Below are 26334 nucleotides of genomic sequence, written 5' to 3'. Positions count from 1 at the left end.
GGAGGATCCTATGGTAAAAAGAGGAGATATTTATTTTGCTGATCTTTCTCCAGTCGTGGGATCGGAGCAAGGCGGAACACGTCCAGTTTTGGTTATTCAAAATAATCTAGGTAACCATTTCAGCCCGACGATCATTGTTGCGGCTATAACGGCAAAAATGGCTAAGCCTAAGCTTCCGACTCACATTGGGATCAAAGCTACTGGAACAGGAATAGAAAGAGACTCCGTTATCCTGTTGGAGCAGATCAGAACGATCGATAAATCAAGATTGAAAGAAAAAGTCTGCCATTTGGATCGACCAATTATGGCAGAAGTTGACCGAGCATTAAAAATTAGTGTGGGCATTGAGGCACTGACTCCTGTTACTAAATAAGTATAGCGAAGTAACCATGCAGCCTTTACATATAAAAAAAGGACCAACTGTGCGTAAAAAAAGATACGTCCGCTTCTAGTACCAGCATTTCTGCTAGAAGAAGCGAACGTATCTTTTTTGATGATCCAAGGAGTGGTCCATGCGCCCTCCTCCTTTACAGCCAGACTTGGACTACCAGCTGGCTTTTTTTACTCCTGGAATCAAACCTTTATGTGCTAACTCACGGAATTTTATACGGGACATCCCGAATTTACGCATGTATCCGCGAGGTCGTCCATCGATTAGATCACGATTTTTCAACCGTTCTGGACGAGCATCTAAAGGAAGTTTACGCAAGCCTTCATAATCTTTTTGCGCTTTTAATTCCTGACGTAAAGCAGCATAGCGTTCAATCGTTTCTTGCTGTTTTTTTGCTTTGGCAATCTTTGATTTTTTAGCCATCAACAAATTCCTCCAATTTTTTTATTAGCGTAAATCGTAATCTTTACGCTTTTAGATGAATAATTTAACATGATACGCGAAAAAAAACAACTATTTTGTTTTGGATCATGTTCCAAATTGAAAAGACATTTTTTTTGTCAAAATAAAGGCATCAACGTAAACTTAAAGAAAAAGGGAGATGGTAACCATGCGAAGATTTGCAATTAACGGTTACGGAGAAGCGCAAGATGTTTTTGAAGAAATCGATGCTCATCCCAGAGAAGTCGATTCCGGACATATTCGTGTAGAAATAAAAGCATTCAGCGTGAATCCGTATGATATTGCCTTGCGTTCAGGAGAGATGAAAGAGATAAGAACATTGAATTTCCCTTATGTACTAGGTAATGATGGTGCTGGTATCGTGACAGAGATTGGTTCAGATGTCACAACTGTTCATGTAGGTGATCGAGTAGCTGTCCATGCAGTCGGCGGGACTTACGGAGAAGAAGTCGTACTGCCATCAGCAAAAGCAGCAAAAATTCCAGATGAAATGAGTTGGGAAGAAGCAGCCGGAATGGTCACACCAGGGATTACGGCGTACAATCTAATCAATCATTTGACGGAAATCCAGCCGACAGATACAGTGATGATTCTAGGTGCATCAGGTGCGGTCGGGTCTAGTCTGATCCAGCTTCTCCACGAAAAGGGCATCCGAGTCTTAACCAGTGCCTCTAGTAAAAACGAAGAAAAAGTAAGGAAACTAGGAGCTTCAGCATTTGCTGCTTATGATAAAACAGACCCAGGTATGCAATTTGCTGATCAAGCAGACCTTGTGATTGATGCCACGAAAGGAAGCATCAAAGGAGAAACCGGCATCCAGATCCTGAAACCAGGTGGGAGATATGTTGCATTAAATGACCTCCCAGACCTAGATTTGCGGCAAAAAAAGGAAGGCTTTTATGAATCATTTGTTCCAAGAAAGGAATATCAAGATGCAGAAGCCTTTGCTGGCATAATCAAAGCCTATCAAAAAGGTGCCTTTCATATTTTTATTTCAATGAATCTGTCTGCTTCCCTTGAACATGTCATCCAAGCACATCAGCAAGTTGAAGGGCATCCTCCTGCTGGGAAAATCATTTTGTCATTCGAAAAGTAAGAAATATAGGAATAAAAAATGAAAAAAGCTGAAACATTTTTGTAGGGGCAAAGACCAAAAAAAGTGTTTTAGCTTTTTTTGCGTATACGTATAATAGATAAAAATTTTGGCATAAAATTATCTTTCCCTTTTATTTCATGATAAAGTAAAGGCTGTAATCCTTAATTATTTCTCAATATGTAAGAGATTACAATGAGACAATTGCCGTGATATGTCCAAAAATTCGACTTTTTTGAAAAAAGCCGATTGAAAAAAGTATGAAATACATGGTAAAGTAATTCAGCTGAAAAAAGAAGAAGGGGGAGAACTATGCAGTCAATCAAAAATACACTTCGTTTATATTTGCTTGACTGGAAACGGATTTTCAAAAACCCGATTGCTACACTTTTGATCATTGCGATCATGATCATCCCTTCGCTATATGCGTGGTTTAACATTAAAGCACTATGGGATCCATATGGAAATACTGGAGAGCTGCCAATTGCTGTTTACAGTGCAGACAAGCCAGCAGAGTTTCAAGGTAAAGAAGTGGCCATTGGGGAGCAAGTCATCGAATCGCTTCATAAAAATAAACAATTAGGATGGCAATTCGTTGATTCAAAAGAACAATTAGAAGACGGAGTCCGTTCCGGAAAGTATTACGCAGGTATTTACCTGCCAAAGGATTTCTCAGAAGATCTGCTGAGTTTTACTAGTGGTGACATCAAGAAACCAAAAATCGAATATACGGTAAATGAAAAAATCAATGCGATTGCACCGAAAATCACTGATAAAGGAGCAAGTTCGATCCAATCGCAAATCACAAATGAATTTATCAAAACAGCCAGTTCGACTTTATTGAAAGTATTCAATGAAATAGGTTACGATATCGATACGAACCTAGTAAGTATCAATAAAGTCAAAGATATGATTTTATCAACAGATGAAAATCTGGACACGATCGACGGCTACACAAAGCAAGTCCTCGAATTACAAAGTCAACTACCTGACATCAAGGAGAAACTGAATAAAGCAAATGAATTCGTGGATTACATCCCTAAAGTAGATGAGATGGGCGAAAAAGTCGTTGCATTGAATGACAAAATGCCTGAGTTGAAAGACCAAGCAAAAATCATCCTTGATTTGCAAGAAAAAATCCCAGAGATCCAAAATGCCGGTAAACAACTAGCAGAGATCGACGGTGATTTTGCTTCGATCCAAGAGACAATGAATCAAGGAATTGACGAAGCAAAACAAGGCTTGACGATCATCCAACAAGTACAAGATATCTTGCCAGATGTGAAAAATTTAGAAAACCAGGCAAGTGATCTAGCAAACCAAACAAAATCAGGGGCCTCTCAGCTGAAAGATGCGATACCAAGCATCACAAACAGTGTAGATGTTACATTGAAGTCAATTGGACAAGTAGCAACAACGACTAGTTCGTTAATAGATACTGTAAGAACAGCTATTGAAGATGGTAAGCTGACTGATGATGAAAAGAAAAACATCAGCAATGTATTGAACGGCTTTATTGACGGAATATCTCAACAACAAAATGCAATCGATAAACTGGTCGAGTTCCTGACTAAATTGCAAACAAGTGCTGGAAATACGAAATTGCAGCCAATTATTGATCAGCTAAATCAATTAAAACCGTTGCTAAGCAATCTGCAAAACCGCCTATCTGCTTTGAACACAGCTGTTCAAAATGAAGACACGAAGGCTATTGATGAATTGCTAGATCAAATTGATGCCGTTGCTAATAATATCAATGGCATCATTGCTGGTATCAATACAGGTCAAATCAGTTCCACTGTCACTTCTCTACTAGACCAAGTCATCGATACGATTGGGACTGCACAAGGCGCACTGAGCAAAGCGGACCAGATCGACTTTGATTCGCTTCTCAGCTCAACGAAAGCAACTGTAACAAATGCAGTGGCAATCTTAGAAAAATATCAAAAAGAAATGCCTGCAATTGGACAAGAAATCCACGATGCCAATACAATGTTGAATGGCAATATGGAGACCATCGTCAATGGCATCAATGAAGGGGCAGACCTATACAACAATGAATTACCGATCCTTCAGCAAAAATTAGGGTTGGCCGCTGATTTTATCCAAAATGATTGGCCCGCACTAAAAAATGAAATCACCGGTACATTGACAACAGTAAATGAAAAAATGCCAGAAGTCGAAACAGCTGTGAATGCTGCTGCGGACTTGATCAACAATGACTGGCCAAATATCAAAGCTGGTATCCAAAAAGCAGCAGATGCGATCCGAAAAGGCGAACAGGAAGTTGATCTAGGCGAAGTCATCAAATTATTGAAACTAGATGCAACAAAAGAAAGTGACTTCTTTACACAACCTGTTGAGCTGCAAACCAATGCGCTCTATCCAATCGCAAATAACGGTTCAGCTAGCACCCCATTTTATACTGCACTATGTCTGTGGGTCGGCGCTGTTCTTCTTTCAAGTGTTGCTACGACAGAATACTATTTAGGAAAGAAAGACCGAAACAATTTTACGAAACGAGAACAATTCGTTGCTCGTATGCTGACATTCTTGACAATGGCGATCGCGCAAAGCTTGATTGTTACATTAGGAAATATTTTCTTACTAGGAGTAGATGTCCAAAATCCAGTCTACAGCGTGTCATTTGCTGTCTTGATCGCCTTAGCGTTCATGATGATCGTTTACGTCTTGGCTGCATTATTCGATAATGTCGGTAAAGGGATCGCTATCATCATTTTAGTACTGTCGATCTCTGGTGGAGGCGGGAACTATCCGATCCAAGTCTCAGGAAAATTCTTCCAAATGATCAATCCGTTCTTGCCATTTACGCATGCGGTAAACTTGTTGCGGGAATCTGCAGGAGGCATTTACTGGCCAAATGCTACGAATGCAATCTGGATCATGGTCGGTTTGTTTGTTGTCTTTGGAGTCGTAGGAACGGCAGTCTATCCGTTCATCGAAGAAAAAATGACGAAATTCAAAGAAGCGGCGCATGAGAGCCATATTTTTCATTAAAAAAAGAGGTTGTGAAATCAGCGTTTTGAGCTAATACCGAGGATCAGCTGATGGAACACCGTGTACCAAGAGGTTGTGAAAAAGCTGTTCTGCAGTAATAAGAATGACCAAACAAAAAAACAGCTTCACATTTCTCTTTCAAAAGTTAAGATATAAAAAAGGATAGAACCTGATTTTCTAAGTCAAGTTCTATCCTTTTATTATAGAATTCAAAGAAAAAGCCCATAAAAAAATGTTAGATTTTTGCTGTATTAAAGCGTTTGAAAAAGCGCTTGATATTTTTCTGTTTTTTTCCAATTATTTTCTTAAAGTTTATTGACTTTTAAGGTCAGTGAGCGTACTATAACATCTTGTTTACTATAAATTTTCGACTATAATACTTGAAGTAAAATTGCGTGTAAAGGAGTTTAAAAATTGGATTACTTAAAAAGGTTGTTAGTAGGTAAGCCTTTAAAATCTGCTGAAAATGATGAGCACAAATTAACCCGTTTTGCTGCTTTGGCATTATTGTCGTCTGATGCGTTATCATCTATTGCATATGGTACGGAACAAATCGTTGTTGTTTTAGTCGCTTTGTCTGCTGCAGCTATCTGGTATTCGCTGCCCATTGCCGCTTTTGTTATTATTTTATTGATTTCCTTAACGCTATCATATCGTCAAATCATCCATGCTTATCCTCATGGCGGTGGAGCATATGTCGTCAGCAGTGAGAATCTTGGGAAGAATGCGGGCTTGATTTCCGGTGGTTCTTTATTGATCGACTACATGTTGACGGTAGCAGTATCTGTCTCAGCAGGTGCTGAAGCAATCACATCAGCGGTGCCAGCATTATACGGGCATCAAGTTGCTATTTCTGTGACAATCGTTTTACTACTGATGATGCTGAATCTTCGTGGTCTGAGAGAATCTGCATCGTTCCTGTTATTTCCGGTGTACACATTTATCCTTGTGATCTCGTTGCTAATCGTTGTTGGGTTATATAATATCGTGACAGGTGCTGTGCCATTGCAAGCTACTGCGCTTCCAGGGGCGGCTGTTCCAGGGGTTTCTATCGCCTTGATTTTACGAGCATTTTCTTCTGGTTCCTCCTCTTTAACTGGGGTTGAGGCTATCAGTAATGCCGTACCATTCTTCAAAAAGCCAAGAGCCAAAAATGCCGCTGCCACATTGACGATGATGGCATTGATCTTAGGTTTCTTCTTCGTTGGAATCACATTTATCAATTATTGGTATGGAATCGTTCCAGAAAAAGAAGTCACTGTTTTGTCTCAAATCGGTAAAGCTGTCTTTGGACATGGTATTTTGTATTACGTCCTTCAATTTGCTACAGCGCTGATTTTAGCCGTTGCTGCCAATACCGGTTTTTCTGCTTTTCCAGTTCTTGCATACAATTTGGCAAAAGATAAATTCATGCCCCACATGTATCAAGATCGTGGGGATCGACTAGGCTATTCCAATGGGATTATCACACTAGCGCTAGGTTCGATCGTGTTGCTGTTTATTTTCCATGGCTCAACAGAACGCTTGATTCCTTTATACTCTATCGGCGTGTTCATTCCATTTGCTTTATCTCAAACAGGGATGGTCGTCAAATGGAAAAAAGAAGGAAAAAGATGGTTAAGCAAATCGATTGCCAATATTACAGGTGCGTTCATCTCATATGCAATCATTGCGATTTTGTTCGTCTATCGGTTAGGGGACATTTGGCCTTTCTTCATCATCATGCCAATCGTTATGTTCATTTTTTATAAGATTCATGATCATTATAAAAAAGTGGCAGAACAGCTTCGTTTAGAAAATGATGCAAAACTACATGATTATGACGGAAATACCGTTCTTGTATTAGTTGGGAATGTGACACGGGTAAATATCGGTGCATTGAATTACGCGCGTTCGATCGGTGATTATGTCGTTGCGATGCATGTTTCGCTAGACGAAGATGTCGAAAAAGAAAAAGAAATCGAAGCAGAATTTAAAAAGCATTTCCCAGATGTCCGTTTCTCAATCGTCCATTCTTCTTATCGCTCGATTGAAAATCCGATTATCCGGTATGTAGATATCGTAAGTAAAAATGCAGCGAAACAAAACTATACAACTACTGTGCTGATTCCTCAATTTGTACCAAACAGACGTTGGCAGAATATTCTCCATAACCAAACAAGTTTGCGGTTAAGATTGCGATTGTCTTGGCGTGAAAATATCGTTGTCAGCACCTATAGCTACCATTTGAAGAAATAAGTCCATCAAGAATCTGGGACACGAAGTAGTTTATTGAATATCATTTAAATAAAAAAGGTCGTAGCGCTCAAGCGCCACGACCTTTTTTTGTCTTGATTCATTCTGTCTGCGATTTTTTTGAAGCAGGATCTAGCCGTCTTTCCAAAATACCTAAAAGCCAGTCTGTGATGATCGCCATTAATGCAGTTGGCAATGCACCGGCTAAAATAATCGATGTGCCATCTGTTGCATTGGTTCCTCGGATAATGATATCTCCAAGACCACCAGCACCGACGAATGCACCGATCGCGGTTATCCCGATGGCAACAACTAACGCGTTTCTTATGCCTGCCATGATAACAGAAACAGAGAGTGGTAACTCTACCATGAATAGTCGTTGTCTAGCAGTCATCCCCATGCCTTTGCCGACATCAAGGATATTTTTGTCTACTTGGATCATCCCGGTGTACGTATTCTTGATAATGGGTAACAGGGAATATAAAAATACAGTAACAATCACGACATTGACTCCTAGACCTAATCCAATGATCAGAATGGAGATCATGGCTAAGGAAGGAATCGTCTGGATGATATTCGCCAAACGAATCACCCAGTTTGCTAATTTACGTCTCCTAGAAATCATGATCCCGACCGGAATCCCGACAGCTGCTGCAAAGAGGACACCATAGATAGAAATCAGGAAGTGACGGATAAATTGTGCAAAGATATAGGAGCCATTTTCCTGGAAATAATAGAAAAATTGTTGAAAGACATTCATTTTATCCAATTGCTTCACTTCCCTTCAAAATAGTGGTTTTCTTGTAAGAAACGTTGTGCTACTACTGATGGTTCCACTAGATTATTATCTGCTTCGTAGTTCAATTCCTGCATTTTTTCCGTACTGATGGTATGACCTAACTTATTTAAGGCTTCTTTTAAATGAGGTGTATCAGCTAATACCTTGTTGTCTACAACTGGAGCAGCATCATATGGTGGGAAGAATTGACGATCATCTTCCAACATGACTAAATCATAACTGGCAATCCGTCCATCCGTAGAGTAGCCAAGAACAATATCCATTTTACCTGCTTCGACTGCATCGTAAACAAGTCCAATCTGCATGGGTAATATCGAATTAAAAGAGAAGCCATAAGTTTCCTGGAAGCCGTCGTAACCGTCTCCTTTACGATTGATCCAAGAAGTATCTACACCAGCTACTAATTCATCCGCTACATTTTTCAAATCGCTGACTTTAGATAGATGGTATTTTTTTGCGGTGTCTTTTCGAACAAGAAAGACATACGTATTTTCAAAACCATAGGATGGGAACCACGTTTGGTCATATCTTTTCTCAAATTCATCTTTCACGATTTCAAAAGCTTTTTTCGGATCTTTTTCAGGAGGAAGATTCAATGTAGTTGTTAAATCTGTTCCTGTGTAGCGAGCTGCTGAAATCGAAGCATCTCCGTTCATCATCGCTTGGTGGTTGATAGTTGTAGTAGCCAGATTGTTGATGATCGCTGTGTTTTTATCTGTATAATGTTCAACCATCCCGGCAACTAGGCTTGCTAAGATCTGAGCTTCAGAAGTGATCCCACCTGTGATCGAGATGGTGTCTTCATCTGTATTGCTGGCAAGTCCAGGGAAGGAACAACTCGCAAGTATAAGAAGAGAGAAAAGAACCATGGCCATTTTTAGTATACGTTTCATTCTTCATTCTCCTCTCTAAGTGCGATCGGTGTCAGCCGGTGTTCCAAGAGACCTAGAAGCCAATCAGCCAACAGTGCTAAAATCGTTACAGGGATCGTACCTGCCAAAATGAGATCTGGTTGGTAATTATTCAGTCCACTAAAAATCAAATCACCTAAACCACCAGCCCCGATATAAGAGGCAAGGGTAGCCCATGCAATCACGTAAACGGCAGCTAAACGAATGCCGGCCATGATCGTTGGCATAGCAATAGGCAGTTCGACGGAAAAAATGGATTGGAACTCAGTCATTCCCATCCCTTTTGCCACATCCCGATAATTCCAATCGACATTTTTCATCCCGATATACGTATTTCGTAGAATTGGCAATAATGAATAAATAAAGAGAGCGATGATCGCAGGTAATTTACCTACGCCAAATAGCGGGATCATCAATGCCAATAAAGCAAGAGAAGGGATTGTCTGCAAGGCACTGGTTAAGCCAATCACAATCGTAGCAGCTTTCGGAAAACGTGTCAGTAAGACACCAAGCGGTACAGCAATGATGATACCAATGATCAAAGCAAGTCCCGAAATATAAAGATGTTCAAAACCTTTTGAGAGAATTTCTGAACCGTGCTGATGAAAAAACTGCTGCATAGGTCAGACCTCCTTAGATTCTTCAGGAGTAGCTGACTCTGCAGCATCAGTAGTTGCAGGGTCTTCTCCCCAAATCACATCGTAGACAATATCCACTAATGATGCGCGAGTCAAGATACCTACGACTTTGTTCTGTTCATCAACGACCGGCACGTATTTCAGACCGCGTTTTAAAATACGTTGCAAGGTATCACGAAGATAGGCGGATTCTTTTACGTAAAAAACATGTTTATTCAAAATGTCGCCTACGCTGGATACTTTTCCTCGTTTTTTATTCAACGTTTCTACATCGATAAATCCTTTTAATACATTCGAATTATCGGTAACTAACAACGTATCTACACGTTTTTCCCTCATCAGTTTGATTGCTTCTTGTAATGATTTTTCCGGTGTAATCGTGATTGCTGTATTTAGCATAACTTCTCCGACTCTTGTCGCATTTGGTTTTGCTTGTAGTAAGCGATCTTCTCCAATCAACTCTTCTACGAAATCGTTTGCAGGATGACGTAAAATATTTTCTGGTGTATCGAATTGAATCACACGACCTTCACTCATGATGGCGATACGGCTTGCTAGTTTAATCGCTTCATCCATGTCATGGGTTACAAATACGATCGTTTTTCCCAAGCGCTCTTGTAAATCTTTGACAAGGTCTTGCAAAGAATCGCGAGTGATGGGATCAAGCGCACCGAATGGCTCGTCCATCAAGATGATATCTTGATTCGCTGCAAGGGCACGAACGACTCCAATACGCTGCTGCTGACCACCAGATAATTCATGTGGGTAGCGATCTAACATCTCACGGGGCAATTCCACAAGATCAATCATTTTTTCAGCTGTTTTATTCCGTTCTTCTTGACTGACTTTCAACAATTTTTGGACAAGAGTGATATTTTCACGGATCGTCATGTGAGGCATCAATCCAATACTTTGGATAACATAGCCTATCTGACGTCGCAATTCCACTGGATCAATTTCTTGGATGGATTTTCCATCAATCAAAATTTTCCCTTGTGTTGGATCAGTCATTCGGTTGATCATCCGCATCGTCGTCGTTTTTCCGCTCCCGCTCGTACCGATAAAACAGATGAACTCACCCTTTTCAAATGAAAGATTGACGTCCTCTACAGCAACTTTCCCACCTTTATAAATCTTTGACACATTTTGAAATTCAATCATGGTGCCACCTCTTTTTCTATTTTCAATGAAGAACTATCTATTACTAGTATGCCTAAAACAATGAAAAAATACAAATAGGGTAGTTTTTTTATTTTAATTAGAGACATGATCGTTTCTTTTTAAGAAAAATCAATATAATAGCGATATTTGTTTCCAATGTAATAGCATTCACTATATTCTCTGAAATCTGTTTCAAGTTGTTTGGTGATTCGTACTCTTTTTAAAATCGGTTCATGTTCTGTAATATTCAATACTTCCTGTATTTCTTTGTCTGGTAATATGGCTTCAATATATTCTTTCGATTGGTTTACTTGAATATGATATCGGTTCAATAGTTCGTAAAAGGAGTCATAATAAGCCGAATCCTCTGTAGGAAAATCTGCTCGATATTTAAAGTAGGTAATGAAATAAACGAATGGCTTTTCATCAGCTGTAGTAGCACGAGTACGTCTCATGACCATTACTTTTTCGTCAGGACTCACGTTAAGGAGTTTTGCTATTTTTCGATTGGCTTTCTCAATTGAAATACTTGCATGAATCGTTTTTATTTCTTTACCTAATTCTCTCATTTCATCTGTAAAAGAGCGTACAAGCGTAAAATGTTCATCTTTTTCTGTTTTCCAATCCGTCACAAACGTTCCTTTTGCTCTTTTTCTTTCTACTAGCCCTTCATTTACTAAACTGTCGATAGCAGTTCGTACGGTAATGCGGCTTACATGGTAGGATTCACAAAGATTTTCTTCTGTAGGGATTTTCATACCTGTTACCCATTCTTCCATAAAAATCTTTGTTCGCAGTTCATCAGCAATTTGTGCATATAAAGGAATATTACTTGCTGTTTTTTTCATTTTTACCCTCCTAAAATAAATCATCATACTATTGTTATAACATAGTTTGGTTATTTTTATAATTATAACAAACTAAGAAATAATGAGAATATACACTTGATTTAACGCTATTGTAATGAAATTTCATACATCAATACCCATTGTTATCATGGTATCTTAGCTATATAATCATAATGTAATGACAATAGAAAGGTTGTTAGAGATGAAATATAATTTGAAGCCAACTGTAGACGTCAGAAATAAAGGAAAAGCGATTGTAGGGTACAGAGCAATTATTGAAGAAATAAAAAGCTATCTAGGTAATAGAGAAGACGCAGTCATCGTTTTGGAATGCTATCCTGGAGTAAGAAAAGAAGAAATTGAAAACGATTTCCTTAGCGAGTTTCCAGAAATCAAAGAAAAAATCTTTATAGACGAATACGGATTGACAGTAGAGGAAGTTCAGAAAAAAATTCGAGATCATATCACAGAAGATCGAGTATTTGGTGTCTATTCTCATTATAATATCCAAGATTTTTATCCATCTGAACAATTGGAAGCAGCACGAGAACGATTAGCAGGTAAAGGATTAAAAGTCATCTATGGATTTGGTGCAAGTCTTCTTACAAAAGCAGATGTTCTTATTTCTATAGGGGTATCACGTTGGGAGATACAGCTACGTTACCGAAATGAACAAATGACCAATTGGAAAACCAATAATCCTGATGAAGAAGGAATCGGTAAATTTAAAAGAGGATTCTTTTTTGAATGGCCAATGGCAGATCGTTTACAGCATGGTATATATCCAATAATCGATTACTATATCGATACGGTCAAAACTAACCAGCCCAAAATGATCACTGGCAGTCAATACCGTCAGGCAACTGCTCAAATAGCGAAACAGCCCTTTCGTACAGTACCGTATTTTGATGAAAGTGTTTGGGGCGGTCAATGGATGAAAAAGAATTTTCATTTACCAGAAGACAAGGAAAATTATGGTTGGGCTTTTGACGGTGTTCCTGAAGAGAACTCATTGCTTTTACAATTCGAGAATGACATTGTTGAGATACCTTCACAAGTTGTGGTGGAGGAAGAGACAACTAATTTGTTGGGAGAGAAAGTACGAGCAAGATTTGGAAGAAAGTTCCCGATCCGTTTTGATTATTTGGACACGATGGACGGAGGAAATTTGAGTTTGCAAGTCCATCCTTTAACGGAATACGCTTTTGATAAATTTGGGATGCCTTTTACACAAGATGAATCCTATTACATTTTGGATTGTAAAGAAGGAGCAAAGGTCTATTTAGGGACAAAAACAGGAATAACCAAAGACACCCTGTTTAATGACTTGAAAAAAGCCAATCAAACTGGAGAAAATTTCGAAGCTGAAAAATATGTCAATGAAATCACTGTCAAAAAGCACGATCATTTTTCGATCCCAGCAGGTACCATACACTGTTCAGGGAAAAATACAGTTGTACTTGAAATCAGTGCCACACCGTATATCTTTACCTTTAAGCTTTGGGACTGGGGGCGTGTGGGACTAAATGGGCTGCCTCGTCCGATTCATTTAGAACATGGGATTGAGAATATACAAATGGATCGAAATGAAGAATACATTAATGAACACCTTTTTACTAGACTGGAAAATTGTGAAAAGCTTGAAAATCAACAAATAGGAGTAGCGAGTGAGCGTACAGGTCTAGCAGAGATTGAATTTATAGATAGTATCCGGCATTGGTTCACAGATGAGGTTCAGCTACAAACAAATGAAAGCGTCAATATGTTATGTCTAGTTGAAGGAAGCGAAATTCTTGTTGGCTCGACTGATAACACTTTCCAACCGATGGAAGTCCATTATGGCGAAACATTTATTGTGCCAGAAAGTGTGAAGGAATACACGCTAAAGGCAAAAGAAAAAGGCAAATTCGCAGTGATACAAGCGTTTGTAAAAATTTGACAAGGAGGGATCGTTTATGAATGCAGTCATTCTATTAGTTTCCCATGGACAACTCAGCATCGAATTAAAAAATGCCTATCAAATGATTGCTGGTAAGGCGGAGCATATTTTTGCATTACCTCTGACAGAAGAAGGAATCGAAACTTTCTCTAAGCAATTCCATTCTTTAGTCGAGGAAAAAATCAAAAATAATTATCTATTTTTATTCACAGACATCAAAGGGGGAACACCATATAACGAGAGTTATCGTTTGAAATTGAAATATCCAGAGAATATTGAAGTGATTTCTGGAGTAAATCTTCCCATGCTTTTAGATATAGGTACGATGCTTTCGTTTGAGAAAAACGTAGACAAGGAAACATTCACTTTGTACGCTCGAAAGGCTGTTGAAACAGCACAAAGTTCAATCGAACGTCTGCTTGATTCGGAAGTAGAAAATAATGATTTGGATGACTTTTTTTAATAACGGAGGGAAATAAAATGACAATCACATTAGCAAGAATAGATGACCGGGTTATACACGGGCAAACAATGACACGTTGGACGAAGCAATACGCTGTTCAAGGAATACTTGTAGTGAGCGACGAAGTGGCCAAGGATGAGTTAAGAAAAAAGGTTTTAAAAGCAGCAGCGGCAGAATTAAAGCTAGGTATTTATACAGTTGAACAAGCAAAGGAAAGTATCCCAAAAGCAGTAAAATCAAATAAAAATTTCTTTCTTATCACTGATTCTCCAGCTTATTTTGCGCAACTAGCAGAAGCAGGGATCGATTTTGGAAAAGTAGTAAATGTAGGACCTATTTCTGGCGGCACAGGTGCTATCAATGTGGCGCGTAATGTTGCGTTAACTCAAAACGAATATGATGCATTTGAAAAATTAGAAACTAGTGGGTATCGGGTAACTTTCCAATTGTTGCCAGATGATGAAAAAAAATCATGGGAAGTTGTCAAGAAAAAATACAGTTAGAATAATTTTGATGTAGGCGAAGGATTATATTTTTTAAATGGGGGATAAAAATGGATATTAATTTACTACTTTCCGCTGCTTTAACTGGTATATTTTGTTATTTAGGAGCAGTTGATTCTGCACCCCTTCTTGGTGTGACAGGTGGTTTTTACGTTGTTGGCCGGCCATTAGTTGCAGGTTTTTTGACAGGGCTAGCCTTTGGAGATGTGAAAGCAGGTGTGTTATGTGGACTAGCCGTACAGGCAGTTTTTATAGCGAACTTATCTACTGGCGGTGCGACAAATAGTGAGATTACTTATGCATCATATGGTGGACTGGGACTCGCTTTGGCAACTACAAAGGATCCAGCAGTAGCGGTCACTTTAGCTATTCTTATAGGGCAAACATTCGGATTGATTTTCCACAACTCAAAACAGGCGTTTTTCTCTTTCTTCAATAATCGTGCACAGAAAGCAGCAGAAAATGCAGACGGTAAAGGAATTGTTTATAATCACGTTATCTATCCGCAATTAGTTATTTTCATCATTCGATTTCTTCCTGTAACTCTGGCTATTTATTTCGGTAAAGGGATGGTCAATTGGTTATTGAATAGTGTTCCTCATCAAATCACAGATATCATCGCTGTCTTAGGCGGAGTATTGCCAGCGCTTGGTGTTGCTATGTTGATGAGTATCGTAATCAAACAAAAAATCCAGCTTATTTTCTTCTTTGCCGGTTTTGTGTTGATTGCATTTGCGAATCTCAGCACACTCGCATTAGTTTTTATCGCCGCTCTGATTGCCTATTTGGTTTACATCGCAACAAGTAACCAACAAAAACAACCATTGGCAGCTACAAATCTAGGGGCTGAAATCGATACATCTAAAGATGACGCAGCTTATGAAGATGAAGATATGTTCTAGGAGGAAGAAATAATGACTGAGAAAATAAAGTTAAGCAAAAAAGAATTACGTCAAATATGGATAAGATTTGCTATGACATCCTTATCCTCCTCGTCTTACGAAAAATTACAAGCACATGCGGAAGCTTATTCATTTTTGCCATTTGCCAAGCGGTATTATTCAGATGATCTGGAGGCACAAAAGAGACTTTTGGTCCGTCACTCTATGTTCTATAATACTGAACCGCAAACTGGACAGTTGATTAATGGGATCGTGACTTCACTAGAAGAATCTATCGCTAATAAGAGTGGTGTTGATGAGGAAATGCCGACTGCCATCAAGGCTACTTTGATGGGCCCGATTGCTGGGATTGGTGATTCGATTATTCAAGGTATCGTCATCCCGATTTTATTGTCGATTGCTATGGGAATGGCTAAAGATGGAAGTCCCATGGGTCCGATTTTTTATATGATAGCTTATTTCATGATTGGATTATTTATTAGTTATTTTTGCTTTATGAAAGGCTATAAACTTGGAGTAGATGCAATTGATGTGATTGTTGGAGAAAATTCAAGACACATCACAAATGCATTTAATATTTTGGGAATCATGGTTGTAGGAGGCCTATCTGCTAATTATGTAGCTTTATCAACGAAAATAAAATACATGAGTGGCGATGAAAGCGTCAAGCTCCAATCTGTTTTAGATGGTGTTTTTCCAAAAATTTTACCTTTGCTCATGGTTTTACTAGCTTGGTATCTTATTTCTCAAAAACATTTGAGTGCCGTAAAAGTGATTCTTATTTTAACGGGTATTACAACAATTGGAGTATTGGTCGGAATATTTTAAGAAGAGTCAGGCTAATGAAATAATAAATATATAGAATGGAATTAACGGATAGAAGCAATCGCCTCTATCCGTTTTTAGTTAGTACTCAATATACTTGTAAGAATTCGTTTTTTGCCAACAGAACGAAAAACATGATAGAATGATGAAGCACATGATAGAAAGTGAGTGACGATATGTTAACAACAGAAGATTTTGATTTTGACTTGCCGGAAGAGTTGATCGCACAAACACCATTAAAAGACCGCGATCATTCTCGTTTACTTGTTTTGGATCGGAAAACTGGAGAAATGAAAGACAAGCATTTCCATGAAATCATTGAAGAATTACACCCTGGTGATGCGCTAGTCATGAATAATACACGAGTTCTGCCCGCTCGTTTATATGGAGAAAAACCAGATACTGGTGCTCATTTAGAAGTCCTTCTTCTAACGAATACAGAAGGAGATACGTGGGAGACATTGATCAAACCTGCGAAACGTGCCAAAGTTGGGACAAGAATCTCTTTTGGTGATGGCAGATTGCAAGCAGTAGTGAAAGAAGAATTGGAACACGGCGGACGGATCATTGACTTTGAGTATGAAGGAATTTTCCTAGAGATTCTTGAATCATTGGGAGAAATGCCATTGCCACCATATATCAAAGAACGTCTGGAAGACCCAGATCGCTATCAAACTGTCTATGCGAAAGAAAATGGTTCTGCTGCAGCGCCAACAGCGGGATTGCATTTTACGAAAGAACTGCTTGATGAGATCGAAGCAAAGGGTGTTGAATTAGTCTATCTGACACTACACGTAGGGTTAGGTACATTCCGTCCTGTCAGCGTAGATAAGATCGAAGAACACCATATGCATAGTGAATTCTACCGTTTGACGGAAGAAGCAGCTGAACGATTGAATCAAGTACGTAAAAACGGCGGGAAAATCGTGGCTGTCGGAACGACTTCGATTCGAACATTAGAAACGATTGGAACGAAATTCAATGGAGAAATCAAAGCAGACAGTGGATGGACCGATATTTTCATCACGCCTGGCTATGAATTCAAAGTGGTGGAAGCTTTCTCAACCAATTTTCATTTGCCAAAATCAACTTTAGTCATGTTAGTAAGTGCTTTTGCCGGAAGAAAATTGACATTATCTGCTTATCAGCATGCAATTGACGAGCGCTATCGTTTCTTTAGTTTCGGAGATGCGATGTTCGTGAAATAAGGTTATGAAAAGCACTGATTTTTGAATATCAAAAAGTTTTACAAAGATTTAATGACAAAGAAAAAGCCGAGCTCTCGATAAGCTCGGCTTTCTTGTATCTCGGAAGGATTCAAATAAACAGAAATGATTGTAACTTTCCATCATACATGCAAAGCACGGTGTTGAATTTCTTCATGTTAAACAAAAATTTTGTTTTCGTTACATCTTCAACATTTGAAACATCTCTTGTTCCTATTCAATTTTCAGACGTTTACGTTATTCAATTGTTACGTATCGCATTACTTCTTGTTTCGGATACTTCGTGATCCAAACATCCATACGCATTCACTATTTATAGTTTTGTACTCTACACGCATGTCTGGGTGAAACCTGTACTTCTAACAACTTTGTTTGCTTACACTGTTCTATCGAGAAATTCTTCTGTTTATTTGATGGTATCCTCCTTCCTTACATCTATATAATAGCATCTTTTGGTAGCGTTTGCAAATGTAAGTGCTTTGGATTTTATGCTTTCTTAACAAATAATCAATAGGCCCTTTGTTTGAAGTAATTAAAAAAAGGATGTTATAGTAAAATTAGTACCTTTTTTTGTACAAAGATTTTAAAGGAGGAATAGGATGGAAGAATACAAGCAGACAATAGAAGAAGTAAAGAAGGTAACAGAAGCAGATCCAGATACTGGGTTGTCTTCACAAGAAGTGGATGAACGTCGAAAAAAGCAGGGATTGAATAAATTCGATGAGGCACCGAAAGAATCGATGATCAAAAAATTCTTTCGAAGCTTGTCGGATTTTACAACGATCATCCTTCTTATAGCAGCGGTGATTTCCTTTTATACTGCATTTGCTACAGAACATGGAGATTTATTTGAAGGACTGCTGATCATCGCTATCGTTGTGATCAACTCGGTATTGGCGATCGTCCAAGAAGGAAACGCAGAAAAAGCACTGGAATCCTTGCAAGATATGAATAAACAAACGGCAACTGTCATACGAGACGGCAAAGTGACCACTGTTGAGTCAGAGCAACTGGTGGTTGGGGATATTCTTGTTTTAGAGTCCGGTGATGCTATTTCTGCCGATGCCCGTTTGATCGAAGCATCACAATTACGTGTAGAAGAATCGGCGTTGACTGGAGAAAGTGAAGCAGTCGAAAAAGATGCAGCATTCGTCGCAAAAGAAGATGAGTCATTAGGTGACCAACTTAATATGGTATTTAAAGGATGTACGGTTGCTGCAGGTCGTGGGAAAGCGATCGTCACTGCCATTGGTATGGCTACAGAAATGGGTAAGATCGCGGATCTTTTGAACGAAAACACCATGCAAAAAACACCTTTACAGGTCCGATTGAATCAGCTAGGCAAACGAATCAGTATGATCGCTTTAGCGGCTGCGGCTCTAGTATTTGTGATTGGCGAACTGCAAGGAGAACCACTCCTTGAGATGTTCATGACTTCGATTTCCTTGGCTGTTGCAGCTGTACCGGAAACCTTGACTGTTATTGTTACGTTGACACTTGCATACGGTGTGCAGAAGATGGCCAGGAAACATGCGATTATCCGGCAGCTACCAGCAGTAGAGACACTAGGAACCGCTAATGTTATCTGCTCAGACAAAACAGGAACGCTGACACAAAATGAAATGCGCGTCCGCCGAGTCTGGAGCAAAGAAGATGAAGTAACGAATATCGAAGACTCAATGACGAACAGCGCGATGGAAATATTGAAAATGGCTGCACTATGTACAGATGTGACGGTCGAACAAGAAGACGATGAGCTTGTTATCAAAGGTAATCCAACAGAGGCAGCCATCGTTAGGGCTGTTGAAGAGAACTATCATACAAAAGCAGAATTAGAAGAAAAATATCCACGAGTAAACGAGCTTCCTTTTGATTCCGAACGAAAAATGATGACAACGGTTCATCAAATGGGCGAAAAATACATCTCAATCACCAAAGGAGCATTCGATGTTCTGGCTCCGCGCTTTAGTTCAGGCGATGTAGAACAAGCAGCAATCGTTAATGATCGCTTTGGTAAACGGGCACTGAGAGTGATTGCTGTTGGTTATGCTACTTATGACGAAGAACCGCAAGATATTTCTTCTGAAGCGTTGGAAAAAGACTTACGTTTGATTGGCCTGATCGGAATGATCGATCCGCCACGTCCAGAAAGTAAAGGAGCAATCAAGCGAGCGAAAAAGGCCGGCATCAAAACAGTCATGATCACTGGAGATCATGTGGTAACTGCCAGTGCCATAGCGAAAGAATTAGGTATCTTGAATGATCCGTCAGAAGCACTCTCAGGATCAGAACTGCATCAATTATCAGACGAAGAATTAGATGCGCGTGTCAAAGCTCTCTCTGTCTATGCTCGGGTAACGCCAGAAGACAAGATCCGGATCGTCAAATCTTGGCAACGTACAGGTGCAGTCGTAGCGATGACTGGTGATGGTGTGAATGATGCACCAGCGTTGAAAGCAAGTAATGTCGGATGTGCTATGGGGATCACAGGGACAGACGTGGCGCAAAGTGCCGCAGATATGATTCTGACGGATGACAACTTTGCGACGATCGTCGATGCTGTCAGTCAAGGACGCTCGGTTTATCAGAATATTCGTAAAGCAATCAACTTTTTGCTAAGTTGCAACATTTCGGAAATCTTTATTGTTTTGATTGCGATGCTGTTAGGCTGGGGAGCGCCATTCACAGCTGTACAGTTACTGTTTGTCAATGTAGTTGCCGATGGACTTCCAGGATTTGCTTTAGGAAGAGAACCAGCAGAACACGGCATCATGGATCAGCCACCTATTCCGAAAAACGAAGGGATCTTTGCTCGAGGCTTATTGCAAAAAATTGCCATAAACGCAGGGGTCTTCACCATCGTAACCTTGTTTGGTTATTATTTAGGTAGTTATGTCGATACTATCAGCCCATGGGTAGACGCAAGTCAGCATGTTGGTCAAACAGTTGCATTCTTGATCTTAGCTTATTCATCGATTTTGCATGTATTCAATGTACGCAGCAGTCAATCGATCTTCAAAGTCAATTTAGCAACCAATAAAGCTTTGGTAGAAATGGCGTTACTGGCATTAGCTATTACAACGGCTGTTGCTTTGCTACCGTTTACGCAAGAACTATTTGGCCTAGTACACATCAGTTTGAATCACTGGTTCTTGGTAGGGATTTTGTCTATCGTACCAATCGCGGTCAATGAACTGATCAAGTTCCATCGATTACCGGAAGCAGAAGAAGAAGAGGAATAATTAACTGTTTCTAAGTTGATTTTCTTTTTACTGGAACTATACAAAAAGGAGGTGTGACATGAATGTTGTCACACCTCCTTTTTTGCTAATAGGCTGAATGTTTCTTTTACTGCCTCTCGATAAACGGTGTTCTCCTGCCAACCCCTCGGTCACAAGTCACGATATTCATCAAACATGAGAAACTGTTTTTTGTGACTCGGAATTAAACGGCAGGCTCACACTCTCTTTTAAATATCTTTCGGCAATTGTTCATAAAATGCTGCTTTTGTTGCGGAAATGTATGGGCTGAGCCATAGATAACCGATACCAGCAGTTGCTAATGCTAAGATATGCCAGCCGATAAATGAAAGATCTAACCAGAAAAGTTTTCCTTTGTAACCATCCATCAATTTTCGACTTGCGGTGATCGTATCCAGTACTTTAGGCGTTTGACCTGTTTCTTGGACGATATCATAATAGATAAAATAGCTTTGAGAATAAGAATAGCTTTTAATGATTCCAGGAATAACTAATAACAAACCCCATAATGTTGTAAAGATTGAAATCAACACAGCTAAGCCGATCACTCCGCCGATAAACAAACCTTTGAATCCACGAAATGCATCTTTGAATGGTTCAATCTGATCTTTTTGACCGCGTAAAACATCAAGATAAGTCCAAGAAATACCACTCATGAACAAAGCGCTGATAATGCTAGAAATAATTCCACCACCGCCTCCTGAACTACCGCTTCCTGATGCCATCGCATCTGAGACGTTCGCTGATCCATCATATGTGGCAATAGCAAACAAGATAATAGGAATCATAATAAGAAGAATAGCAGCAATACCAATCAATGTAGGGATTAGATTTAATAAAACAGCTTGACCCCACCGACCTTTTAAACTCTCTTTTGCTTGGCGTTTTAATTCTGCAGAAGATTGCATGATTTTCCCCTCCTTTCTTTCATAAAACCAATATACCATGTATCAAAAAATATTTCTTTCATAATGTTTTTTTCTTTTTGTTATTCATGAAAAAAAGATAAAAAAAAGAATATTAAATAAAGTAGAAGGAAGCCGAGGGAACTTGCAAAAAGCACTTGAAACGATTATGATGGTGGGAGTTGTCAAGATATTTTATATAGAAAGTAGGGAAATGAATGACGCAACCTGCCATTCGCTATCGTTTAATCAAGAAAGAAAAACATACTGGCGCGCGTTTAGGGGAATTGATCACGCCGCACGGAACTTTTCCCACACCAATGTTCATGCCAGTAGGAACATTAGCTACAGTAAAAACAATGTCCCCGGAAGAGTTGAAAGAAATGGGTGCTGGCGTTATTTTAAGTAATACATATCATTTATGGCTACGCCCTGGTGAAGACTTAGTAGAAGAAGCTGGCGGACTGCATAAATTTATGAACTGGGATCAACCGATTTTAACAGATTCAGGCGGCTTTCAAGTTTTTTCATTAAGTGATATGCGGAATATTGAAGAAGAAGGCGTGCATTTCAAAAACCACTTGAACGGTTCGCGTATGTTTTTATCACCAGAAAAAGCAATCAACATCCAAAATAAATTGGGCTCTGATATCATGATGAGTTTTGACGAATGTCCCCCATTCGATGAAAGTTACGACTACGTGAAAAAATCAGTAGAACGTACGTCTCGATGGGCAGAACGAGGATTGAAAGCTCATGCGAACCCAGACCGTCAAGGATTATTTGGAATCATCCAAGGCGCAGGATTTGAAGATCTTCGTCGTCAAAGCGCGAAAGATCTAGTCGGCATGGATTTCCCTGGTTACTCAATCGGCGGGTTATCTGTCGGGGAACCTAAATCAGAAATGAATCGTGTATTAGAATTCACTACACCGTTGATCCCCGAAAACAAACCACGTTACTTGATGGGTGTCGGTGCTGCTGATTCATTGATCGATGGTGTTATCCGTGGAGTAGACATGTTTGACTGTGTCTTGCCTACTCGAATCGCTCGAAATGGCACATGCATGACTTCTCAAGGCCGTCTAGTAGTCAAAAATGCGAAATATGCCCATGATTTCCGTCCAATTGATGAGAAATGTGATTGTTACACATGTAAAAACTATACACGTGCCTATATCCGCCATTTAATCAAATGTGATGAAACATTTGGCATTCGTTTGACTTCTTACCATAATTTATACTTCTTGTTGAATCTAATGAAACAAGTACGTCAAGCGATCATGGATGATAATTTGCTTGAATTTAGAGAAGCCTTTTTTGAAGAGTACGGGTTCAATAAAGAAAACGCAAAAAGTTTCTAAAGGAAAATCTTTTAAAAATTAAGTAAAAAACTAGTGTTAGCAGCATTTTTCTGCTAAAGTGTTTTTTGTAGATACAGAATTAGTGAGGTGAAAAAAATGGGATCATTACCAATGCTTGTGATGTTTATCGCGCTATTAGCAATGTGGTTTTTTATGTCACGTTCGCAAAAGAAACAACAGCAAGAACGTCAAAACTTGTTAGACAGCATGAAACCAGGTGATTCAGTCGTAACGATTGGCGGATTACACGGAGTTGTTTCAGAAATCGACAATGATAAACGGACAGTCGTTTTAGACTGCGAAGGGATCTTCCTTGAGTACGATCGTGCAGCAATCAAAACGGTCAAACCAGGGACTGTCGTAACAAATGATGCAACAACGACTGTTGAAACAACAGAAGAACCAACTGAGACAGTTGAAGTAAAAACTGAAACAACAGAAACACTGGAAGAGACAGAAGAGAAGAAAGAAAAATAAGTATCAAAGCTTATTTAAAGACGAGGTAGGGCAGAAAGATGTCCTACCTCATTTTTTATTCAAAAAAGAAAGAGATAAGAGCATGGGATACATTGCTCAACATTGAATAATCGGGTGTGTCATATAAATAATAATAAATAACTTTATATATTTTTCTATACAAACGCCTGTAAATAAAGCGATTTTATATTTAAAAATAACTGTGAAAAAAATCACAAAAAAGTGTTTACATAGAAAAACAAATATTGTATGATATACATGTGAATGATTTAACAAATAACCATGACCCATTAGGAGGATAATGATGGCTAAAGTAATGGAAAAAGAAAAAACGAAGACAATTGACGTACAAGCAATGATTGATGGTTTGGCAGAAAAAGCAAATGCAGCATTGAAAGAAATGGAAAGCTTTGATCAAGAAAAAGTGGACCATATCGTGCATGAAATGGCAATGGCAGCTTTAGATCAACATATGCCATTAGCAAAGATGGCTGTGGAAGAAACAGGTCGCGGTGTTTACGAAGATAAAGCAATCAAAAATATGTATGCGTCCGAATATATTTGGCATAATATCAAACATGATAAAACAGTTGGTGTAATCAATGAAGATGTCCAAAAAGGATTGATTGAAATTGCTGAACCAGTCGGTGTGGTTTGCGGAGTAACTCCAACAACGAATCCGACTTCCACAACGATTTTCAAATCAATGATCGCGTTGAAAACAAGAAATCCGATCGTTTTTGCTTTCCATCCAAGTGCCCAAAAATCTTCTGCAGAAGCAGCACGAGTGGTACGTGATGCTGCTATCGCTGCCGGAGCTCCTGAAAATTGTATCCAATGGATCGAACATCCATCGATCGAAGCGACTTCTATGCTAATGAACCATCCAGGTATCGCGATCGTCTTAGCAACAGGTGGAGCTGGAATGGTCAAGTCTGCTTACTCTACAGGAAAACCAGCTTTAGGTGTAGGTCCAGGTAACGTACCAGCTTATATTGAAAAAACAGCAAAAATCAAACGTGCAGTGAACGATTTGATCGTTTCGAAAACATTTGATAATGGGATGATCTGTGCTTCTGAACAAGCTGTGATCGTGGACAAAGAAATCTACGCAGCAGTAAAAGCAGAATTCCAAGCACACCAAGTTTATATCGTAAAACCAGATGAATTGCAAAAATTGGAAGATGCAGTGATGAACGAAGGAAAATATGCGGTCAATCCATCAATCGTTGGACATTCTGCGATGGAAATCGCTAAAATGGCAGGAATCAGTGTACCAAAAGGAACGAAAATGCTGATTGCTGAATTGGAAGGCGTAGGACCAGATTATCCGCTATCAAGAGAAAAACTTTCTCCAGTTCTTGCCATGATCAAAGCTAACAACACGGACCATGCGTTTGATTTGTGTGAAGGTATGTTGAATCTTGGAGGATTAGGACATACAGCAGTTATTCATTCAGAAAACGAAGAGTTGCATGTCAAATTCGGTCTTCGAATGAAAGCTTGTCGTATTTTAGTGAATACACCATCTGCAGAAGGCGGCATCGGTGATATCTATAACGAAATGATTCCGTCATTGACTTTGGGATGCGGTTCTTATGGTAAGAACTCTGTTTCTCGTAACGTCTCTGCTGTAAACTTAATCAATGTCAAAACTGTAGCGAAACGGAGAAATAACATGCAATGGTTCAAATTACCGCCAAAAATCTTCTTTGAAAAGAATTCTCTATTGTACTTAGAGAAAATGGAAAATGTTGAACGTGTCATGATCGTTTGTGACCCAGGTATGGTCCAATTTGGTTACTGCGATACAGTTCGTGAAGTATTGGCACGACGCAAAAATGATGTGAAAATCGAAGTCTTCTCAGAGGTTGAACCGAACCCATCGACAAATACCGTATACGCAGGAACGAAATTGATGGCAGACTTCAAGCCGGATACAGTAATTGCTCTTGGAGGCGGTTCTGCAATGGACGCGGCTAAGGGAATGTGGATGTTCTACGAACACCCAGACACATCTTTCTTCGGTGCAAAACAAAAATTCTTGGATATCCGTAAACGGACATACAAGATCGATAAACCAGAAAAGACACAATTCGTATGTATCCCGACAACATCAGGGACTGGTTCTGAAGTAACACCATTTGCGGTCATCACTGACAGTGAAACACATGTGAAATATCCGTTGGCAGATTATGCATTGACACCGGATGTCGCAATCGTCGATCCTCAATTCGTCATGTCAGTTCCAGCATCTGTCACAGCAGATACAGGAATGGATGTGTTGACGCATGCCATTGAGTCTTATGTTTCAGTCATGGCTTCAGATTATACACGCGGGTTGAGTCTGCAAGCGATCAAATTAGTCTTTGACTATTTAGAAAAATCAGTGAAAACACCTGATATGGAATCACGTGAAAAAATGCACAACGCTTCTACAATGGCTGGTATGGCGTTTGCTAACGCATTCCTAGGTATTTGTCACTCAGTCGCACATAAAATCGGCGGGGAATACGGGATCCCTCATGGACGGACAAATGCGATTCTTTTACCGCATATTATCCGCTATAATGCAAAAGATCCACAAAAACATGCGATGTTCCCTAAATATGACTATTTCCGTGCAGATACAGATTACGCAGATATTGCAAAATTCTTAGGTCTGAAAGGCGAAACAACAGAGGAATTAGTCGAAGCTTTAGCAACTGCTGTTTATGAATTAGGAAAATCTGTCGGCATCAACATGAGTCTGAAAGCTCAAGGAGTCACACAAGAAACACTAGATACAACCGTAGACCGTATGGCTGAATTAGCTTACGAAGACCAATGTACGACAGCTAATCCGAAAGAACCATTGATCTCTGAATTGAAACAAATCATCATTGATGCTTACAATGGATAAGCAAAAGAAAGC

21 protein-coding genes are annotated in these 26334 nt (G+C 39.3%); 14 read left to right on the top strand and 7 right to left on the bottom strand.

Features of this window, described 5'->3' with window-relative positions:
- The first annotated feature begins 10 nt into the window (after positions 1-10).
- Positions 11-373 (top strand): type II toxin-antitoxin system PemK/MazF family toxin, encoded by a 363-nt coding sequence (locus A5816_RS09965; RefSeq protein WP_002289874.1) that lies wholly within the window; start codon positions 11-13, stop codon positions 371-373.
- A 171-nt stretch (positions 374-544) separates the two neighbouring features.
- Here A5816_RS09965 and rpsN read toward each other — a convergent pair whose 3' ends face one another.
- Positions 545-814, bottom strand: a complete 270-nt coding sequence (rpsN, locus tag A5816_RS09960) for a 30S ribosomal protein S14 (RefSeq protein ID WP_002293413.1) — start codon at positions 812-814, stop codon at positions 545-547.
- A gap of 187 nt (positions 815-1001) precedes the next feature.
- On the opposite strand from rpsN, the gene A5816_RS09955 reads away from it, so the two are divergent.
- The 3 genes from A5816_RS09955 to A5816_RS09945 all read left to right on the top strand — a co-directional run bounded on the left by A5816_RS09955 (position 1002) and on the right by A5816_RS09945 (position 7202).
- Positions 1002-1949, top strand: coding sequence for an NADP-dependent oxidoreductase (locus A5816_RS09955; protein ID WP_086311261.1), 948 nt, complete (start codon positions 1002-1004; stop codon positions 1947-1949).
- A gap of 309 nt (positions 1950-2258) precedes the next feature.
- Positions 2259-4964: a YhgE/Pip domain-containing protein gene (locus A5816_RS09950; protein WP_086311260.1), complete on the top strand. Its 2706-nt coding sequence runs from the start codon at positions 2259-2261 to the stop codon at positions 4962-4964.
- A 414-nt stretch (positions 4965-5378) separates the two neighbouring features.
- On the top strand, positions 5379-7202 hold the full coding sequence (locus A5816_RS09945; protein ID WP_002294202.1) for an APC family permease: 1824 nt from the start codon (positions 5379-5381) through the stop codon (positions 7200-7202).
- A 97-nt stretch (positions 7203-7299) separates the two neighbouring features.
- On the opposite strand, the gene A5816_RS09940 is transcribed toward A5816_RS09945, so the two are convergent.
- The 5 genes from A5816_RS09940 to A5816_RS09920 all read right to left on the bottom strand — a co-directional run bounded on the left by A5816_RS09940 (position 7300) and on the right by A5816_RS09920 (position 11556).
- Complete coding sequence (locus A5816_RS09940; RefSeq protein ID WP_086311259.1) at positions 7300-7977, bottom strand: ABC transporter permease; 678 nt, start codon at positions 7975-7977, stop codon at positions 7300-7302.
- On the bottom strand, positions 7974-8891 hold the full coding sequence (locus A5816_RS09935) for an osmoprotectant ABC transporter substrate-binding protein (RefSeq protein ID WP_086311258.1): 918 nt from the start codon (positions 8889-8891) through the stop codon (positions 7974-7976). The genes A5816_RS09940 and A5816_RS09935 overlap by 4 nt, the downstream gene beginning before the upstream one ends.
- Positions 8888-9529, bottom strand: coding sequence for an ABC transporter permease (locus A5816_RS09930; protein ID WP_002293405.1), 642 nt, complete (start codon positions 9527-9529; stop codon positions 8888-8890). Before A5816_RS09930 ends, A5816_RS09935 begins: the two co-directional genes overlap by 4 nt.
- 3 nt (positions 9530-9532) lie before the next feature.
- Positions 9533-10708, bottom strand: a complete 1176-nt coding sequence (locus A5816_RS09925; protein ID WP_086311257.1) for a betaine/proline/choline family ABC transporter ATP-binding protein — start codon at positions 10706-10708, stop codon at positions 9533-9535.
- Between the two features lie 119 nt (positions 10709-10827).
- Positions 10828-11556, bottom strand: a complete 729-nt coding sequence (locus tag A5816_RS09920) for a GntR family transcriptional regulator (protein WP_002325215.1) — start codon at positions 11554-11556, stop codon at positions 10828-10830.
- 202 nt (positions 11557-11758) lie between these two features.
- Between A5816_RS09920 and A5816_RS09915 the strand changes: the two genes are divergently transcribed.
- The 7 genes from A5816_RS09915 to A5816_RS09885 all read left to right on the top strand — a co-directional run bounded on the left by A5816_RS09915 (position 11759) and on the right by A5816_RS09885 (position 20656).
- Complete coding sequence (locus tag A5816_RS09915) at positions 11759-13495, top strand: class I mannose-6-phosphate isomerase (RefSeq protein WP_086311256.1); 1737 nt, start codon at positions 11759-11761, stop codon at positions 13493-13495.
- 16 nt (positions 13496-13511) lie between these two features.
- Positions 13512-13958 (top strand): PTS sugar transporter subunit IIA, encoded by a 447-nt coding sequence (locus A5816_RS09910; protein ID WP_086311255.1) that lies wholly within the window; start codon positions 13512-13514, stop codon positions 13956-13958.
- 17 nt (positions 13959-13975) lie between these two features.
- Positions 13976-14461, top strand: a complete 486-nt coding sequence (locus A5816_RS09905) for a PTS sugar transporter subunit IIB (RefSeq protein ID WP_002325218.1) — start codon at positions 13976-13978, stop codon at positions 14459-14461.
- Between the two features lie 50 nt (positions 14462-14511).
- Positions 14512-15363, top strand: a complete 852-nt coding sequence (locus A5816_RS09900; protein WP_002325219.1) for a PTS sugar transporter subunit IIC — start codon at positions 14512-14514, stop codon at positions 15361-15363.
- Between the two features lie 12 nt (positions 15364-15375).
- Positions 15376-16191, top strand: a complete 816-nt coding sequence (locus tag A5816_RS09895) for a PTS system mannose/fructose/sorbose family transporter subunit IID (protein WP_002374239.1) — start codon at positions 15376-15378, stop codon at positions 16189-16191.
- A gap of 173 nt (positions 16192-16364) precedes the next feature.
- Positions 16365-17396, top strand: a complete 1032-nt coding sequence (gene queA, locus A5816_RS09890) for a tRNA preQ1(34) S-adenosylmethionine ribosyltransferase-isomerase QueA (RefSeq protein WP_086311254.1) — start codon at positions 16365-16367, stop codon at positions 17394-17396.
- 617 nt (positions 17397-18013) lie between these two features.
- Entirely contained in the window at positions 18014-20656 is a 2643-nt protein-coding gene (locus A5816_RS09885) for a cation-translocating P-type ATPase (protein WP_002374241.1), read from the top strand.
- Positions 20657-20883: 227 nt separating this feature from the next.
- On the opposite strand, the gene A5816_RS09880 is transcribed toward A5816_RS09885, so the two are convergent.
- Complete coding sequence (locus A5816_RS09880) at positions 20884-21582, bottom strand: DUF975 family protein (RefSeq protein WP_010731786.1); 699 nt, start codon at positions 21580-21582, stop codon at positions 20884-20886.
- Positions 21583-21797: 215 nt separating this feature from the next.
- Between A5816_RS09880 and tgt the strand changes: the two genes are divergently transcribed.
- From tgt to adhE, 3 genes are all read left to right on the top strand, one after another.
- Entirely contained in the window at positions 21798-22943 is a 1146-nt protein-coding gene (gene tgt / locus A5816_RS09875) for a tRNA guanosine(34) transglycosylase Tgt (protein ID WP_002294183.1), read from the top strand.
- Positions 22944-23039: 96 nt separating this feature from the next.
- Positions 23040-23420 (top strand): preprotein translocase subunit YajC, encoded by a 381-nt coding sequence (yajC, locus tag A5816_RS09870; protein WP_010731787.1) that lies wholly within the window; start codon positions 23040-23042, stop codon positions 23418-23420.
- Between the two features lie 304 nt (positions 23421-23724).
- A complete protein-coding gene (gene adhE / locus A5816_RS09860; RefSeq protein ID WP_086311253.1) occupies positions 23725-26322 on the top strand; it encodes a bifunctional acetaldehyde-CoA/alcohol dehydrogenase in 2598 nt (865 codons plus the stop codon).
- Positions 26323-26334: the final 12 nt, after the last annotated feature.

The sequence above is a fragment of the Enterococcus sp. 3G1_DIV0629 genome, from assembly GCF_002141285.1.
Lineage (GTDB): Bacteria > Bacillota > Bacilli > Lactobacillales > Enterococcaceae > Enterococcus_B > Enterococcus_B lactis.
This window is presented reverse-complemented; position numbering and strand designations above follow the sequence as displayed.